Origin of the sequence: Streptomyces sp. PTY087I2 (assembly GCF_001687325.1) — a bacterium.
Lineage (GTDB): Bacteria > Actinomycetota > Actinomycetes > Streptomycetales > Streptomycetaceae > Streptomyces.
On record NZ_LZRD01000011.1, the window covers coordinates 183,273 to 198,673 of the forward strand.

At 73.1% G+C, this 15,401-nt stretch carries 14 protein-coding genes; 13 read left to right on the forward strand and 1 reads right to left on the reverse strand.

Annotation, left to right across the window (positions count from 1 at the left end; genetic code table 11):
* Positions 1–889: 889 nt before the first annotated feature.
* The 4 genes from A3Q37_RS14665 (at position 890) to A3Q37_RS14680 (ending at position 4,496) form a co-directional block, all read left to right on the forward strand.
* A complete protein-coding gene (locus A3Q37_RS14665; RefSeq protein ID WP_255311818.1) occupies positions 890–1,660 on the forward strand; it encodes a hypothetical protein in 771 nt (256 codons plus the stop codon).
* The gene (mycP, locus tag A3Q37_RS14670; RefSeq protein WP_065483871.1) at positions 1,657–2,838 is read left to right on the forward strand and encodes a type VII secretion-associated serine protease mycosin; all 1,182 of its coding nucleotides are present in this window, start codon (positions 1,657–1,659) and stop codon (positions 2,836–2,838) included. The genes A3Q37_RS14665 and mycP overlap by 4 nt, the downstream gene beginning before the upstream one ends.
* An 87-nt stretch (positions 2,839–2,925) precedes the next feature.
* Positions 2,926–3,654, forward strand: a complete 729-nt coding sequence (locus A3Q37_RS14675) for an SseB family protein (protein ID WP_065483874.1) — start codon at positions 2,926–2,928, stop codon at positions 3,652–3,654.
* Positions 3,655–3,782: 128 nt separating this feature from the next.
* The gene (locus A3Q37_RS14680; RefSeq protein WP_065483877.1) at positions 3,783–4,496 is read left to right on the forward strand and encodes an MIP family channel protein; all 714 of its coding nucleotides are present in this window, start codon (positions 3,783–3,785) and stop codon (positions 4,494–4,496) included.
* 90 nt (positions 4,497–4,586) lie between these two features.
* Here A3Q37_RS14680 and A3Q37_RS14685 read toward each other — a convergent pair whose 3' ends face one another.
* On the reverse strand, positions 4,587–4,949 hold the full coding sequence (locus A3Q37_RS14685) for a DUF1844 domain-containing protein (RefSeq protein WP_006123336.1): 363 nt from the start codon (positions 4,947–4,949) through the stop codon (positions 4,587–4,589).
* 390 nt (positions 4,950–5,339) lie between these two features.
* Here A3Q37_RS14685 and infC point away from each other — a divergent pair, with 390 nt between their 5' ends.
* The 9 genes from infC to A3Q37_RS14730 all read left to right on the forward strand — a co-directional run bounded on the left by infC (position 5,340) and on the right by A3Q37_RS14730 (position 15,262).
* Complete coding sequence (gene infC, locus A3Q37_RS14690) at positions 5,340–5,999, forward strand: translation initiation factor IF-3 (protein ID WP_079137799.1); 660 nt, start codon at positions 5,340–5,342, stop codon at positions 5,997–5,999.
* Positions 6,000–6,120: 121 nt separating this feature from the next.
* Positions 6,121–6,315, forward strand: a complete 195-nt coding sequence (gene rpmI / locus A3Q37_RS14695) for a 50S ribosomal protein L35 (protein WP_003970213.1) — start codon at positions 6,121–6,123, stop codon at positions 6,313–6,315.
* A 107-nt stretch (positions 6,316–6,422) separates the two neighbouring features.
* Positions 6,423–6,806 (forward strand): 50S ribosomal protein L20, encoded by a 384-nt coding sequence (rplT, locus tag A3Q37_RS14700; RefSeq protein WP_003970214.1) that lies wholly within the window; start codon positions 6,423–6,425, stop codon positions 6,804–6,806.
* Between the two features lie 117 nt (positions 6,807–6,923).
* Entirely contained in the window at positions 6,924–7,769 is an 846-nt protein-coding gene (locus A3Q37_RS14705) for an RNA methyltransferase (RefSeq protein ID WP_065483880.1), read from the forward strand.
* A 173-nt stretch (positions 7,770–7,942) separates the two neighbouring features.
* On the forward strand, positions 7,943–9,100 hold the full coding sequence (locus tag A3Q37_RS14710; protein WP_065483883.1) for an ATP-binding protein: 1,158 nt from the start codon (positions 7,943–7,945) through the stop codon (positions 9,098–9,100).
* Between the two features lie 116 nt (positions 9,101–9,216).
* A complete protein-coding gene (gene pheS / locus A3Q37_RS14715; RefSeq protein ID WP_065483886.1) occupies positions 9,217–10,356 on the forward strand; it encodes a phenylalanine--tRNA ligase subunit alpha in 1,140 nt (379 codons plus the stop codon).
* Positions 10,356–12,869 carry a phenylalanine--tRNA ligase subunit beta gene (pheT, locus tag A3Q37_RS14720; protein WP_065483889.1) on the forward strand — a complete coding sequence of 838 codons (2,514 nt, stop codon included), beginning with the start codon at positions 10,356–10,358 and terminating at the stop codon, positions 12,867–12,869. Before pheS ends, pheT begins: the two co-directional genes overlap by 1 nt.
* A 423-nt stretch (positions 12,870–13,292) precedes the next feature.
* Positions 13,293–14,645, forward strand: coding sequence for a transcriptional regulator (locus tag A3Q37_RS14725; protein WP_065483892.1), 1,353 nt, complete (start codon positions 13,293–13,295; stop codon positions 14,643–14,645).
* Between the two features lie 86 nt (positions 14,646–14,731).
* Positions 14,732–15,262, forward strand: a complete 531-nt coding sequence (locus A3Q37_RS14730; RefSeq protein WP_065483895.1) for an NUDIX domain-containing protein — start codon at positions 14,732–14,734, stop codon at positions 15,260–15,262.
* The last annotated feature ends 139 nt before the right edge of the window (positions 15,263–15,401 follow it).

Genomic DNA, 15,401 nt, shown 5'->3' on the forward strand with positions numbered 1-15,401 from the left:
GCGAGCACCAACGGGCCTGTCAGCGGCGGTGATCCGTGGTCGGTACGAGGATGTGTCAGCAGGGGGCCGGATGAGTACCGAAGCGCAGCGCGCCCCTGTCCCACCCCGCCCGACCACCCCTCCCACCCCCCCGACAGCGCCCCCTCCGACACCGCCCCGCCCCGGCACACCTCCGCCCCCGACGGCCCCTCCGGTTCCCGCCCCCTCGGCTTCGGTGCCGTCGGCCCCCGCATCCTCGGTCCCTCCGATTCCCGCGCCGTCGGCCCCCGCTTCGTCGGTCCCTCCGGTTTCCGTAGCCTCGCCCGGGACGCCGTCGGCCCCTGCTTCCGCGCCCCCTGCGGGATCGGCCCCGCGGAGAACGATCGTGCCCCCGGACCCGGACCCCACCCAGCGGCTTTCGCCGCCCGGCCCGACGACCTCGGCAGGGCAGGCCCGCCCGCCGGCCCCCGCCCAGGAGGCCACCACCGCACCGCCCGCCCCGTCGGCCGCATCGGACCGACCCGGCCCACCGGCAGCCTTCACCCAACAGGGCGCATCGCGCCGCCGGACGGCCCCGCCCGCCGCGCACCCCAGGCCGTCCGCCACGGACTCAACGCGCCCCGGCCCGCCTGCCGCAAGCCCGGCTCCCTCCGCGACCCAGGCGACCCAGGCGACCCCCGGCCGCCCGGCCGCGCCCGGCCCGCAGTCCGCGCCCACCGCACACCCCACCCCACCCGCACCCGACCCAGCACCCCCCGCCACCCGGCGCAGGCCCGTCGGGGCCGTCGATCTGACTGCCGCGCCTGGGGCCGCTCCGGGGGGCCCGGGAGGCAGCCCCGTACCCCCCGGTGGCTACCGCGCCCCCGTTCGCTACGGCTTTCCCGAGACGCCCGTCGAGACCACCACCCGGCTGCGCCCCGTCCGGCCCCGGCAGCGGTGGCGTACGGCGGTGGCCGCCGCCTGTGTCGTGCTCGGGCTCGGGCTGATCGGCGGGGCCGCCACCGGTGCCTGGCTGACCGGTGACTCCTCGGCCGGGACCGCCAAGAGCCCGTACACCGCCGCCCGCGCCGCCTGGCACAGCGTGCCCGTCGACACGCTGTTCCCGCCCACCCTGAAGGGCCGGGGCGCGGGCCCCGGCGGCACCCACCGCACCTGGACCCGGGTCGCCGTCGCCGCCGACAGCACCTGCAAGGACGGCCTCGACCCGCTGCTCCTCACCACGCTCCGGTCCGTCGGCTGCGAGCGGATGGTGCGCGCCACCTACACCGACGCCACCCGTTCCGCCGTCACCACCGTCGGCCTCGTCTTCACCGAGGCCGACGCCTCCGGCATGCAGGCCCTGCGCACCCGGTTCACCGAGCAGAAGCTCGGTGCCCGCAAGGACCTCATGCCCCGTACGTACGCCCCCGAGGGCACCCCCGTGGCCTCCTTCGGCGACAAACAGCGCGCCAGCTGGACGGTCAGCCCGCTCACCGAGATCCCCGTCGTCGTCCTCGCCGTCTCCGGCTTCGCCGACGGCCGCGCCGTCGCCGAACCGCAGCCCGCCGCCGACGCCATGGCCTCCGGCGCCGAGACGGCCGTCGCCCAGGCCGGGCTCGGCCACGAGGCGAAGGGCATCGCGGACCGGGTGGAGCGCGGACTGCGCACAGCCGTCGCCGACCTCACGGAGCAGCCCGGATGACCCGCCGACCCCGCCGCGCCCTCGCCGCGGCCTGCGCCGCCGCCGTCCTCGTCCTCACCCCCGCGGCGCCCGCCCACGCCGACGCCATCCGCGACCAGCAGTGGGCCCTGGACGCCCTGCACACGGACCGGGCCTGGCAGACCACCCGGGGCTCCGGCGTCACCGTCGCCGTCCTGGACACCGGGGTCGACGACGCCCACCCCGACCTCGCGGGCCAGGTGCTCCCCGGCAAGGACCTCGTCGGCTTCGGCGCCGCCCGCGGCGACTCCTCCTGGGCCCTCCACGGCACCGCCATGGCCGGCATCATCGCCGGACGGGGCAACGGCCCCGGCCGCGCCGACGGCATCCTCGGCATCGCGCCCGAGGCCAAGATCCTGCCGGTCCGCGTCATCCTGGAGTCCAAGGACCCGGCCCGCGCCAAGGCCCGCAAGACCCGTGGCACCGCGCTCGCCCAGGGCATCCGCTGGGCCGCCGACAACGGCGCCGACGTCATCAACCTGTCCCTCGGCGACGACAGCAAGTCCGCCCACCCCGACCCCGGCGAGGACGCGGCCATCCAGTACGCCCTGTCCAAGGGCGTCCCCGTGATCGCGTCGGCGGGCAACGGCGGCGAGAAGGGGGACCGGATCTCCTACCCCGCCGCCTACCCGGGGGTGATCGCGGTCGCCGCCGTCGACGAGTACGGCACCCACGCCTCGTTCTCCACCCGCCGCTGGTACGCCACCGTCAGCGCCCCCGGCGTCGACATCGTCGTCGCCAACCCGGACGGGCACTACTACATCGAGTGGGGCACCTCCGCCGCCGCCGCGTTCGTCTCCGGCGCGGTCGGCCTCGTCCGCGCCGCCCACCCCGGCCTCTCCCCGGCCCAGATCAAGAAGCTCCTCGCCGACACCGCCCGCGACGCCCCCGCCCAGGGCCGCGACGACGCCCGCGGCTACGGCATCGTCGACCCGGCCGAGGCCATCGAGGCGGGAGCCCGGCTGCGCCCGGCGGACCTGGACGCCAAGGCCGCCCCGGCCGGACACCGGGGGCGGTACTTCGGCGACGGCCCGACCCCGCCCCGTACCGCCGACGGAACGGCCAACTGGGCCGCCCCGCTCGCCGGCGGCCTCGGCGCGGCACTGCTGGCGGCCGCCGTCGTCCTGTGGCGCGGCCGGAACGCCCCCGGCCGCCGCTGAGCACGTTCGCCCCTTCGGCGTACGCCGAGCACGGCCGCCGCGACACCTGCGAGCAGGCCCCCGGACGCCAGGCACTACCCTCGTCCCGTGGAGCTCAAGAACATCCCGGACCCCGGTTTCTCCGACGACGACGGCTCGGCCTCCCCGGCCCTGACCAGGGCACTCGACGCCTGGGCGAAGGACCGTACCGCGGTCGGCCCCGTCCTCACCGCCCTCCGGGACGCCCGGCTCCTCGTCCCCGTCGTCGCCGTCCTCGGCGAGGTCGAGGAGGACGAGAGGGGGCTGCGGCGCGAGAAGACCAGCGACATGGCCGTCCCCACCCTCAAGGCCGGCGACCGGCGCGCGCTCCCCGCCTTCACCTCGACCGCCTCACTGGCGCTCTGGGACCCCGAGGCGCGCCCCGTCGCCGTACCGCTGCACCAGGCCCTCCAGGCCGCCGCCCACGAGAAGGCCGACACCGTCGTACTGGACCTCGCCGGGCCCGTCGCCTTCGAGCTGAGCGGGCAGGCGCTCCTGGCGCTGGCCGAGAACCGCACCAGCACCGACCCGCTCCGGGACCCCGCCGTCATCGAGGCCGTACGGGAGACCGTGGCCGCCGACCCGGCCGTGGTCCGCGCCCACCTCGGCCCCGGCAGCGCGGACGGCACCCTCGCGCTCGTCCTCGCCCCGGACGCGGTGCCCGCCGAGGCGGCCCGCCGCATCGCCCAGGCCCTGTCGGCCAGCGAGGTCCTGCGGGCCCGGCTGGTCAGCGGCCTGGACCTGGCCCTCCTCCCCGCCGGAACGGCCATGCCGGGGGAGCCCCTTTTCACCCGCTGACAGCCCGCTGATCGCCCGCTGACCGACGGGTGAGCCCCGGTCCGACGAGCGCGAAGCGCCCACCGCCGTGAGAATGACTCGGGAAAACGGAGAAATCCGGCATACCGACCTACTCGCGAGGTGGTTCCATGCAGAAGCGGATCGTTGCGTCAGAGTTTCTCGGCACGCTGTTGCTGGTGTTCTTCGCCGTGGGGTCCGCGGTGGTCGCCGTCGAATACCTCGGCACGGTGGGCATCGCCCTCACCTTCGGCTTCACTCTCCTCGCCCTGGCCTACGCGCTCGGCCCGATCTCCGGCTGCCACGTCAACCCGGCGGTGACGCTGGGCATGCTGATGGCCGGCCGCATCGACATCCGTACGGCCGTCGAGCGCTGGGTGGCCCAGTTCCTCGGCGCGATCGTCGGAGCGGCCCTGCTGTTCCTGCTGGCGAAGCAGATCCCCGGCCTGGAGACCAGCGGCGAGTTCGGCACGAACGGCTACGACGACCGGTCGGCCGTCGGCATCAACATCGGCGGCGCGTTCCTCGCCGAGGTCGTGCTGACGTTCCTGCTCGTCTACGTGGTCCTCGCGGTGACCCACAAGGTCGCGGTCACCGGCTTCGACGGCCTGCCCATCGGCCTGGCCCTCGCGGCGATCCACCTGGTGGGCATCCCGCTGACCGGCACCTCGGTCAACCCGGCGCGCAGCTTCGGCCCGGCGCTCTTCGCGGGCGGCGCCGCCCTCTCCCAGCTCTGGCTGTTCATCGTCGCGCCGCTGGTCGGCGGAGTGATCGCGGCCTACGCCCACCGGCTCACCCACCCCTTCCCCAACGTCCTGCCCGAGGAGACCGAGGACGCCGTCTGAGGACCCGCGAACGGTCCCGGCGCACACGCGCGGGAGCCCGCCGCCCCACGGGGGGACGGCGGGCTCCCTGGCGTACGGGGGAGGGGCCGGCTAGCCGTAGACGGGACCGGTGTACTTCTCGCCGGGGCCGTGGCCGGGCTCGTCCGGCACCAGCGAGGCCTCGCGGAAGGCGAGCTGGAGCGACTTCAGGCCGTCGCGCAGCGGCGAGGCGTGGAAGGTGCTGATCTCCGTGGTGCTCGCGTCCAGCAGTCCGGCCAGGGCGTGGACCAGCTTGCGGGCCTCGTCGAGGTCCTTGTGGTCCTCGCCCTCCTCGGTGAGGCCGAGCTTCACGGCGGCCGCGCTCATCAGGTTGACGGCGACCGTCACGATCACCTCGACCGCGGGGACCTCCGCGATGTCGCGGGCCATGTCGTCGAAGCCGGGGTTCTCACTGCTGGGGGTCGCGTCGCTCATGCCCACACGATAAGGCCAGGCCATCGCCCTCCCGTCCGCGGGCGTCCCTCCGGCCTCCGTGGTGCGGGCCCCGGGGATCGTGCGGTAGTCTGGTGGAACGACCGGCCGGACATCTATGTGCCCGGCCCACAAGTGGAGGCTCCGATCTCCCACCTGGCTGTCCGTTCAGGACAGCGGGTCACCGGTCAGGCGGCGACCATCGTTCCGTACGGACGATGGGCCCGTCCGATAGCCCCGCGGTTCACCGCGGCGGTGTTCCGGTAGTTCCTGGAGCCTCGCCTTGTGTCCCGTCCGGGGCATTTTTGTGGTTCCGGCGCGGTTGGTCTTGACGTTACAAGACGTTACGCGGCTGTCCGCCAGGCGGTCGCGTGGTGCTACCGAGGAGGATCCATCAGCGCCGAGCCCCGCATCAACGACCGGATTCGCGTTCCCGAGGTCCGACTTGTCGGTCCCAGTGGCGAGCAGGTCGGGATTGTTCCGCTTGCCAAGGCCCTGGAACTCGCACAGGAGTACGACCTCGACCTGGTCGAGGTGGCGGCGACAGCCCGTCCGCCCGTGTGCAAGCTCATGGACTACGGGAAGTTCAAGTACGAGTCGGCCATGAAGGCCCGTGAGGCGCGCAAGAACCAGGCGCACACGGTCATCAAGGAGATGAAGCTCCGGCCGAAGATCGACCCGCACGACTATGACACCAAGAAGGGTCACGTCGTCCGGTTCCTCAAGCAGGGCGACAAGGTCAAGATCACGATCATGTTCCGTGGTCGTGAGCAGTCCCGTCCCGAGCTGGGCTTCCGACTGCTCCAGCGTCTCGCTTCGGACGTCGAGGACCTGGGCTTCATCGAGTCCAACCCGAAGCAGGACGGCCGGAACATGATCATGGTTCTGGGCCCGCACAAGAAGAAGACCGAAGCCATGGCCGAAGCCCGTGAGGCCCAGGCCGCCCGCAAGGCGGGGCGTCAGGGTTCCTCCGACGCCGCGTCCGAGGGCGAGACCGCCGAGGCCCAGGCCGACGCGGCCGAGGCTCCGGCCGAGACACCTTCCGAGGCATGACCTCCGGGGGCCGCCACCCAGGCGCCCCCGGGTCATCCCGGAATCCCATAGAGATCTGACGCCCCTGTAGTCCGGTGCTCCGCACCGTGAGGGGCGCCACTGACGAGGAGAGAACGGCGCGATGCCGAAGAACAAGACGCACAGCGGTGCCAGCAAGCGCTTCAAGATCACCGGCTCCGGCAAGGTGCTCCGCGAGAGGGCCGGCAAGCGCCACCTGCTCGAGCACAAGTCGTCCAAGAAGACCCGCTCGCTGACCGGCACGGTCGTCGTGGCTCCGGCCGACGCCAAGAAGATCAAGAAGCTTCTCGGCAAGTGAGGTCCGGCCTCCGGCCCGCCCCGGAGGCACGACCTCGATCACACCGGGACCAATTCGTTTCCGGGCCGTGTGAAGACACCCACGGCCCCGCTACAAGGAGTTAACAAGTGGCACGCGTCAAGCGGGCAGTCAACGCCCACAAGAAGCGCCGGGCAATCCTCGAAGCCGCCAGCGGCTACCGCGGTCAGCGCTCGCGTCTGTACCGCAAGGCCAAGGAGCAGGTCACCCACTCCCTGGTCTACAACTACAACGACCGCAAGAAGCGCAAGGGCGACTTCCGTCAGCTGTGGATCCAGCGCATCAACGCCGCTGCCCGCCAGAACGGCATGACGTACAACCGCCTCATCCAGGGTCTGAAGGCCGCCAACATCGAGGTGGACCGCAAGATCCTGGCCGAGCTCGCGGTCAACGACGCCAACGCGTTCGCCGCCCTCGTCGAGGTCGCCCAGAAGGCCCTCCCGAGCGACGTCAACGCCCCGAAGGCCGCCTGATCCAGGCCTCACCTTCCAGGTAGTTCGTGAACCGGACCCGCAGGCGCACGCCGCCTGCGGGTCCGGTGCGTTGCCGCTGACCCCCACCGCCGTACGCAGAGAGGCTCCCCGCCGACCATGGGCACCCCCGAACTGATCTCCCCGCGCTCCCCGCGCGTCGCCGCCGCCCGCCGGCTGGCCCGCCGCAACTTCCGGAGCAAGGAGCGCAGGTTCATCGCCGAGGGGCCCCAGGCCGTGCGCGAGGCCGCCGCCCACCGCGGCGGCGACGGTGAGCCGACCCTCATCGAGCTCTTCGCCACCCCCGAGGCCGCCGACCGGTACGCCGACATCGTCGAGGCCGCCCGCACGGCGGGCGCCCGGATCCACCTCGCCGACGCCGACGTCCTCGCCGACGTCTCGCAGACCGTCACCCCGCAGGGCCTCATCGGCGTCTGCCGCTTCCTTGACTCCCCCTTCCAGGAGATCCTGGACGCCAGGCCCACCCTGGTGGCCGTTCTGGCCAACGTCCGCGACCCCGGGAACGCCGGTACGGTACTGCGCTGCGCGGACGCCGCGGGCGCCGACGCGGTGATCCTCACCGACGCCTCCGTCGACCTCTACAACCCCAAGTCCGTACGCGCCTCGGTCGGTTCGCTCTTCCACCTCCCCGTCGCCGTCGGCGTCCCCGTCGAACAGGCCGTCCAGGGGCTGCGGGACGCCGGGGTGCGGATCCTCGCCGCCGACGGGGCCGGGGCCGACGACCTGGACGACGAGCTGGACGCGGGCACCATGGGCACCCCCACCGCCTGGGTCTTCGGCAACGAGGCCTGGGGGCTCCCCGAGGAGACCCGCGCGCTCGCCGACGCCGTCGTCCGCGTCCCCATCCACGGCAAGGCGGAGAGCCTCAACCTCGCCACCGCCGCCGCCGTCTGCCTCTACGCCTCCGCCCGCGCGCAGCGTCCGCGGCGCGCCCCCGACGCGTAACAAATCGCCGCCCTCACGGCCCGTCAGCACACGATCCCGGCCATTCCCGCGCCCCCTCCCACCGGCGCACTCCCCTCCGCGCCCCCACAGGGTGTCGCCGGTTCACCGACGACTAGTAGGGTGACGAACTCGGGGGCCCACTGCACCTGTTCGAGAGGTGGGGATACGGGAAGATGGCTGTCGGCATGAGCTCGCCGCGACCGGCGCGCACCACCGCCGTGCGCGCCGCGGCCGAGGAGCCGGCCGGTCCTGCGGCCGGTCCGGACGGCCTCGCCGGTGGCCTCGACCCGGACGACCTTCCCGACGGTCTGGTCGTCGCCGACGAGCGCGGACACGTCACCTGCTTCAACACCGCCGCCGCCCGCATCACCGCCACCTCCCGCGCCGACGCGATCGGCCGGCCGCTGGACGCCGTCCTTCCGCTGGAGGACCTCAAGGGGAAGCGCTGGTGGCCGCTGACCGACCCGTACGGCGGCCTCGCCACCCGCAACGGCCAGCCCGAGCGCAATCTGCTGCTGCCCGGCGGCCGTGAGGTGCTGGTCTCCGCCCGTTACGTACGCGAGCACCCGACCGGGCCGGTGCGCCGGGTCGTGGTCTGCCTGCGGGGGACCGAGGCCCGCCGGCGTACCGAACGCAGCCACGCCGAACTGATCGCCACCGTCGCCCACGAGCTGCGCTCCCCGCTGACCTCCGTCAAAGGGTTCACCGCGACGCTGCTCGCCAAGTGGGAGCGGTTCACCGACGACCAGAAGCGGCTGATGCTGGAGACCGTCGACGCGGACGCCGGCCGGGTCACCCGGCTCATCGCCGAACTGCTCGACATCTCCCGCATCGACTCCGGACGCCTGGAGCTGCGCCGCCAGCCCGTCGACATCTCCGCCGCCGTGGCCCGGCACATCCAGGCGCTCATCACCGGCGGCCAGGCCGCCGAGCGCTTCCTCGTCCGCACCCGCGGACCGCTGCCCGATCTGTGGGCCGACCCCGACAAGGTCGACCAGGTCCTCGGCAACCTCCTGGAAAACGCGGTGCGCCACGGCGAGGGAACCGTCACCATTGACATCGCCCCCGCACCCGCGCCGGGCGGCTGCGACGAGATGGGAACGGCTGTCACCGTGAGCGACGAAGGCCCCGGCATCCCCGAGGAGTCGATGAGCCGCGTCTTCACCCGCTTCTGGCGGGGCAGCAAGCGCGGCGGCACCGGCCTGGGCCTCTACATCGTCAAGGGCATCGTCGAGGCCCACGGCGGCACCATCACCGTCGACCGGGGGCCCGGCGGCGGAGCCGAGTTCCGATTTATTCTGCCCGTGAGCATGCCCGCCTATCTGGCGTGAGCGGCCCACGGGCGCCCCGACCGTCCTGCGGCCTTTAGACTCGACCTTTGGCACCTTTGCGTCCTCCGGTCGTCGAGCGGGGTCGCGCCACCAGCCAATCGGAAGCACGGGAAGAGATGTCGGCACCGAACAAGTCGTACGACCCAGTCGAGGTCGAGGCACTGAAACCGGAAGAGATCGAGCGCCTGCGGGACGAGGCGTTCGCCGCCTTCGCCGCCGCCGGTGACCTCGACGCGCTCGCCCAGGCGAAGACCGCGCACACCGGAGGTACCTCGCCGCTGTCCCTCGCCAACCGCGAGATCGGCGCCCTGCCCCCGCAGGCCAAGGCCGAGGCGGGCAAGCGCGTGGGCCAGGCCCGCGGCGCCGTCTCCAAGGCGCTGGCCGCCCGCCAGGCCGAGCTGGAGGCCGAGCGCGACGCCCGGGTGCTCGTCGAGGAGGCCGTGGACGTCACGCTGCCCTACGACCGCACCCCGGCCGGCGCCCGCCACCCCCTGACGACGATCATGGAGCGCGTCGCGGACGTCTTCGTGGCCATGGGCTACGAGATCGCCGAGGGCCCCGAGGTCGAGGCGGAGTGGTTCAACTTCGACGCCCTGAACTTCGTGCCCGACCACCCGGCCCGCCAGATGCAGGACACCTTCTTCGTCCAGGGCACCACGCCCGACGGCAAGGTGACCGAGGGCGACGAGTCCGGTGTCGTGCTGCGTACGCACACCTCGCCCGTCCAGGCCCGCTCGCTCCTGGAGCGCAAGCCCCCCGTCTACGTGGTCTGCCCCGGCCGGGTCTACCGCACCGACGAGCTGGACGCCACGCACACCCCGGTCTTCCACCAGATCGAGCTGCTCGCCGTCGACGAGGGCCTCACCATGGCCGACCTCAAGGGCACCCTCGACCACATGGTCCAGGCGCTCTTCGGGCCCGACATGAAGACCCGGCTGCGGCCGAACTTCTTCCCGTTCACCGAGCCGTCCGCCGAGATGGACATGGTCTGCTACGTCTGCCGCGGCGAGTCCGTCGGCAACCCCGACCGCCCCTGCCGCACCTGCGGCAGCGAGGGCTGGATCGAGCTGGGCGGCTGCGGCATGGTCAACCCCAAGGTGCTCACCGCCTGCGGCGTCGACCCCCAGAAGTACAGCGGATTCGCCTTCGGGTTCGGCATCGAACGGATGCTGATGTTCCGCCACAACGTCGAAGACATGCGAGACATGGTCGAGGGTGACGTCCGGTTCACCCGGCCGTTCGGGATGGAGATCTGATGCGCGTCCCGCTTTCCTGGCTGCGGGAGTACGTCGACCTGCCGGAGACGGAGACCGGCCGTGACGTACAGGCCAAGCTCGTCTCCGTGGGCCTTGAGGTCGAGACCGTCGAGCAGATCGGCGCGGGCCTCAAGGGCCCCTTGGTCGTCGGACAGGTCCTGACCATCGAGGAGCTGGAGGGGTTCAAGAAGCCCATCCGCTTCTGCACCGTCGACGTCGGCACCGCCAACGGCACCGGCGAACCGCAGGAGATCGTCTGCGGCGCCCGTAACTTCTCGGTCGGCGACAAGGTCGTCGTGGTCCTCCCGGGCGCCGTCCTGCCCGGCGACTTCGCGATCGCCGCCCGCAAGACGTACGGCAAGACCTCGCACGGCATGATCTGCTCCACCGACGAGCTGGGCATGGGCGACGACGGAACGCACGGCATCATCGTGCTGCCGCCGGAGCACGAGGTCGGCACCGACGCGATCGAGCTGCTCCAGCTCGTCGACGAGGTCCTCGACATCGCCGTCACCCCGGACCGGGGCTACTGCCTGTCGATGCGCGGTGTCGCCCGCGAGACCGCGACCGCCTACGGGCTGCCGCTGCGCGACCCGGCGCTCCTGGACGTGCCCGCGCCCAACGCGTACGGCTACCCGGTCCAGATCTCCGACCCGATCGGCTGCGACCGCTTCACCGCCCGCACCGTCACCGGTCTCCAGCCCGAGGCCCGCTCCCCGATCTGGATGCAGCGCCGGCTCCAGAAGGCCGGGATGCGCCCGATCTCGCTGGCCGTCGACATCACCAACTACGTGATGCTGGAGCTGGGCCAGCCGCTGCACGCCTACGACCGCAACCGGGTCGACGGGCCGATCGGCGTGCGCCGCGCCACCCAGGGCGAGAAGCTCACCACGCTGGACGGCACCGTGCGCGTGCTGGACGCCGAGGACCTGGTCATCACCGACAACCGCGGGCCGATCGGCCTCGCGGGCGTCATGGGCGGTGCCAACACCGAGATCGCCGACGCGGACGGCGAGCACGCGCTGACCACCGAGGTCGTCATCGAGGCCGCGCACTTCGACGCGATCTCGATCGCCCGCACCGCGCGCCGCCACAAGCTGTCCTCCGAGGCGTCCAAGCGCTTCGAGCGCGGCGTCGACCCGCAGGCCGCCGCCGCTGCCGCGCAGCGCACGGTGGACCTGCTGGTCCTCCTCGCGGGCGGCACCGCCGAGGCCGGGGTCACCGAGATCACCTCGCCCCACGCGCCGCGCACCATCGCGATGCCGGCGAACCACCCTGACCAGGTCGCCGGTGTGGAGTACGGCCGCGAGACCGTCGTCCGCCGCCTCCAGGAGGTCGGCTGCGACGTCTACGGGCAGGACGAGCTGATCGTCACCGTCCCGTCCTGGCGGCCCGACCTGAACGAGCCGAACGACCTGGCCGAAGAGGTCATCCGCCTGGAGGGCTACGAGAACCTGCCCTCCACCCTCCCGACGCCCCCCTCCGGGCGTGGTCTCACCGACCGGCAGCGGTTGCACCGCCGCATCGGCCGGGTGCTGGCCGGATCCGGTTACGTCGAGGCGCTCAGCTACCCGTTCATCGGCGACGCGGTCCTCGACCAGCTCGGCCTGGAGGCGGACGACGCCCGCCGCCGCACGGTCAAGCTGGTCAACCCGCTCTCCGACGAGGAGCCGGCGCTGCGCACCACGCTGCTGCCGGGCCTCCTCGGCGCGCTGCGGCGCAACGACGGCCGCGGCAGCCACGACCTGGCGCTCTTCGAGACCGGGCTGGTCTTCCGGCCGACCGGTGAGGAGACGCCCGCCGTCCGGCTGCCCGTCGACCGCCGACCCACCGACGAGGAGATCGCCGGACTGGACGCGGCTCTGCCGCGTCAGCCGCGCCGCGCCGCCGTCGTCCTCGCGGGCGCCCGCGAGCAGGCCGGCTGGTGGGGCAAGGGCACCCCGGCCACGTGGGCGGACGCCGTCGAGGCGGCCCGCCTGATCGCCGCGGAGGCCGGTGTCGAGGTCATCGTCCGCGCCGACCAGCACGCCCCGTGGCACCCGGGCCGCTGCGCCGCGCTGTACGTCAACGTGAACGGTGAGGAGACCCTCTTCGGACACGCGGGCGAACTGCACCCGCGGGTGATCAAGGCGCTGCACCTGCCCGAGCGGACCTGCGCCGCCGAGGTCGAGCTGGACGTCCTGGAACAGGCCGTCGACGGAGCGCTCCAGGCGCCCCGGATCTCCACCTTCCCGGTGGCGACCCAGGACGTCGCGCTCGTCGTCGCCGGGGACGTCCCGGCCGCCGACGTGGAGCGGGCGCTGCGCGAGGGCGCGGGTGAACTCCTCGAATCGCTGCGGCTGTTCGACGTCTTCACCGGCGAGCAGATCGGCGGGGGCAACAAGTCCCTGGCGTACGCGCTGCGCTTCCGCGCCGCCGACCGCACGCTGACCGTCGAGGAGGCGTCGGCCGCCCGCGACAGCGCGGTGGCCCTGGCCGCCGAGCGTACGGGCGCGGTGCTGCGCGGGGCGTAACACCCAGGCGCCACGGCGTTGAGAAGGGGCGTATCCGGCCACCGGATACGCCCCTTCTCCGTCCCGCCGATCGGCGGAGGGACCACACGCCGGACCCGGGAGCGGGAACCGGGAGGAAACGCGGTTCCGGCCGCCGTTCCGCAGCCACCCTCCTTCGTCGTCGGTCAGTGGGCCGTGCGGTCCGGGCGCCGTCCGCACTGCCTCGGAGTGTCGGGCAGGTAGCAGTGCGGACGGCGCGGGTGCGGGTCGTAGGCCGTTACGAGGGGGAGCCGACGACCCGGCCGCCTCTTGCGAGGGAGTTCATTCAACCGAGCCCGGGACCCGCGCGGCAGAGCGCACAGCAGGAGGGTTCGGGCATTCCGTTCACACCCCGTGTGAATCGTGCTCCACTAGGCTCATTGCGACACGCACCTGGGGGGGACGATGGAGCCGAATGTCCTGCTCGAATCGTTGATCGAGGAGTCCGGTGTCTCCCGGGCGGGCCTCGCCGGTCACGTCAACCGGGCGGGCCGGTCCCGCGGGCTGAACCTGCGGTACGAACACACCGCCGTCTCCCGCTGGCTCAAGGGCCAGCGCCCGCGCGGCCAGGTGCCCGACCTCATCTGCGAGGTGCTGGGCGGACGGCTGGGCAGGCCCGTCGGGCTCGACGACATCGGGATGGGCGCCTCGGCCGCATCGGCGGGCACGGACGCCGGCGCCGGGAGCGCGTCCCTCTCCGGTTTCGTCGAGCGGGCCACCGCGCTGTGGCGCTCCGACGAACAGCGGCGCCCGCACCTGGCCACCGTCCCCGCCGTCACGGGGACCTCGGCGGTGATGCCGGTCTGGGAGTGGGAGAACCCCCCGGAGGACACCGACGTCTCCCGTCCCGGACCCGGCCGGGTGAGCCCCGCCGACATAGCGATGCTCAAGGCGGCCCGCGACCACTACGAGCAGATGTACCGCAAGACGGGCGGCGTCGCGACCAGGTCCCGGATCGTCCGCTTCCTCAACGCGCAGGCCGCCCCGCTGCTGCGCGGCGGCCACAGCGACGCGCTCGGCCGGAGCCTGCACCGGGCGACGGCGGGACTGGTCGCGGTGGCGGGCATCTGCGCCTACGACTCCGACGCCCACGGGCTCGCCCAGCGCTACTTCCACCAGGCGCTGCGGCTCGCCAAGTCCAGCGGGGACCGGGGGCTCGGCGGCTATGTGATCGCCCTGCTGGTCACCCAGTCGCTGTTCCTCGGCGACTACCGCCGCTCCATCGCCTTCGCCGAGGCCGCGCTGCGGGCCGCCGGCGACCACATCACCCCGGCCCTCGCCGCCGATCTGCACGCCATGCAGGCCAAGGCGTACGCCCGGCTCGGCGACGCGGCGAGCGCCCGCGCCTGCATCGGGCGGGCCGAGGCCCAGGCGGGCCGGATCCACACCGGGCGGGAGCCGGACGAGACCGGGTACGTCCAGCCGGGTCTGGTCGACGTCCAGGTGGCCGAGGCGCTGATCGGACTCGGCGATCTGCCCGCCGCCCGGGAGCACGCGGCCTCCGCCGTGCGCGCCCCGGCGCACGACCGGGGGCGCGTGCACCGGCTCGCGATGCTCAGCCATATCGAACTGCTCCAGGGCGAGGCCGATCGCGCGGCCGGTACAGCTGCCGAAATGGCCGTACGGGCCCGGGGCATGGAGTCCCAGCGGCTGCGCGACCGGCTGCGGCAGATCCGGCGCGAGCTGGCCGCGAGCGGCTGCGCGGATGCCGTGGGGACCGCCGATCTCATCGACGAGGCGCTGCGCGTGCCTCTGTGAGCTCCGCCGCCGCCCCGTCGTTCGTTCCCCCGGGCAGCCGAGCCTGCTGGCATGTTGACCTCAACATGTCGAAAGGCGGCAGAACCGTGCAGTGGACGAACTTAAACGAACAGAATGTGTATCAGAACCCGTGGTTCCGGGTGAATCTGGCGGATGTCGAACTCCCCGACGGCAGCCACCTCGACCACTTCGTCATCCGGCAGCGCCCCGTCGCGGCCGCCACCGTCGTCAACGAGGCGAACGAAGTGCTGCTGCTCTGGCGGCACCGCTTCATCACCGACAGCTGGGGGTGGGAGCTGGCCGCGGGCGTCGTCGAGGACGGCGAGGACATCGCGGCGGCGGCGGCCCGGGAGATGGAGGAGGAGACCGGCTGGCGCCCCGGCGAGCTGCGCTCCCTGCTCACCGTGGAACCGTCGAACGGCCTCACCGACGCCCGCCACCACCTCTACTGGTCCGACGAGGCGCACTGGACGGGCCACCCGCGGGACCCCTTCGAGTCGTCGCGCCGCGAGTGGATACCTCTCAAGGTGGTCCCGGACATGATCGCCCGGGGCGAGGTGCCCGCCGCGAACATGGCGGCCGCGCTGCTGATGCTGCACCACCTGAGGCTGGGCTGACCCCGGCCCCGTAACGCCTTCCCCGTACGCGCGAGGAGCCGGCCCCGACCGGGACCGGCTCCTCGCGCGTGCCGCATACGCCGGGCGTACGGCAGCAAGGGTTCCGTACGGGGGATCTGACTGAACCGAGGAATCGGTA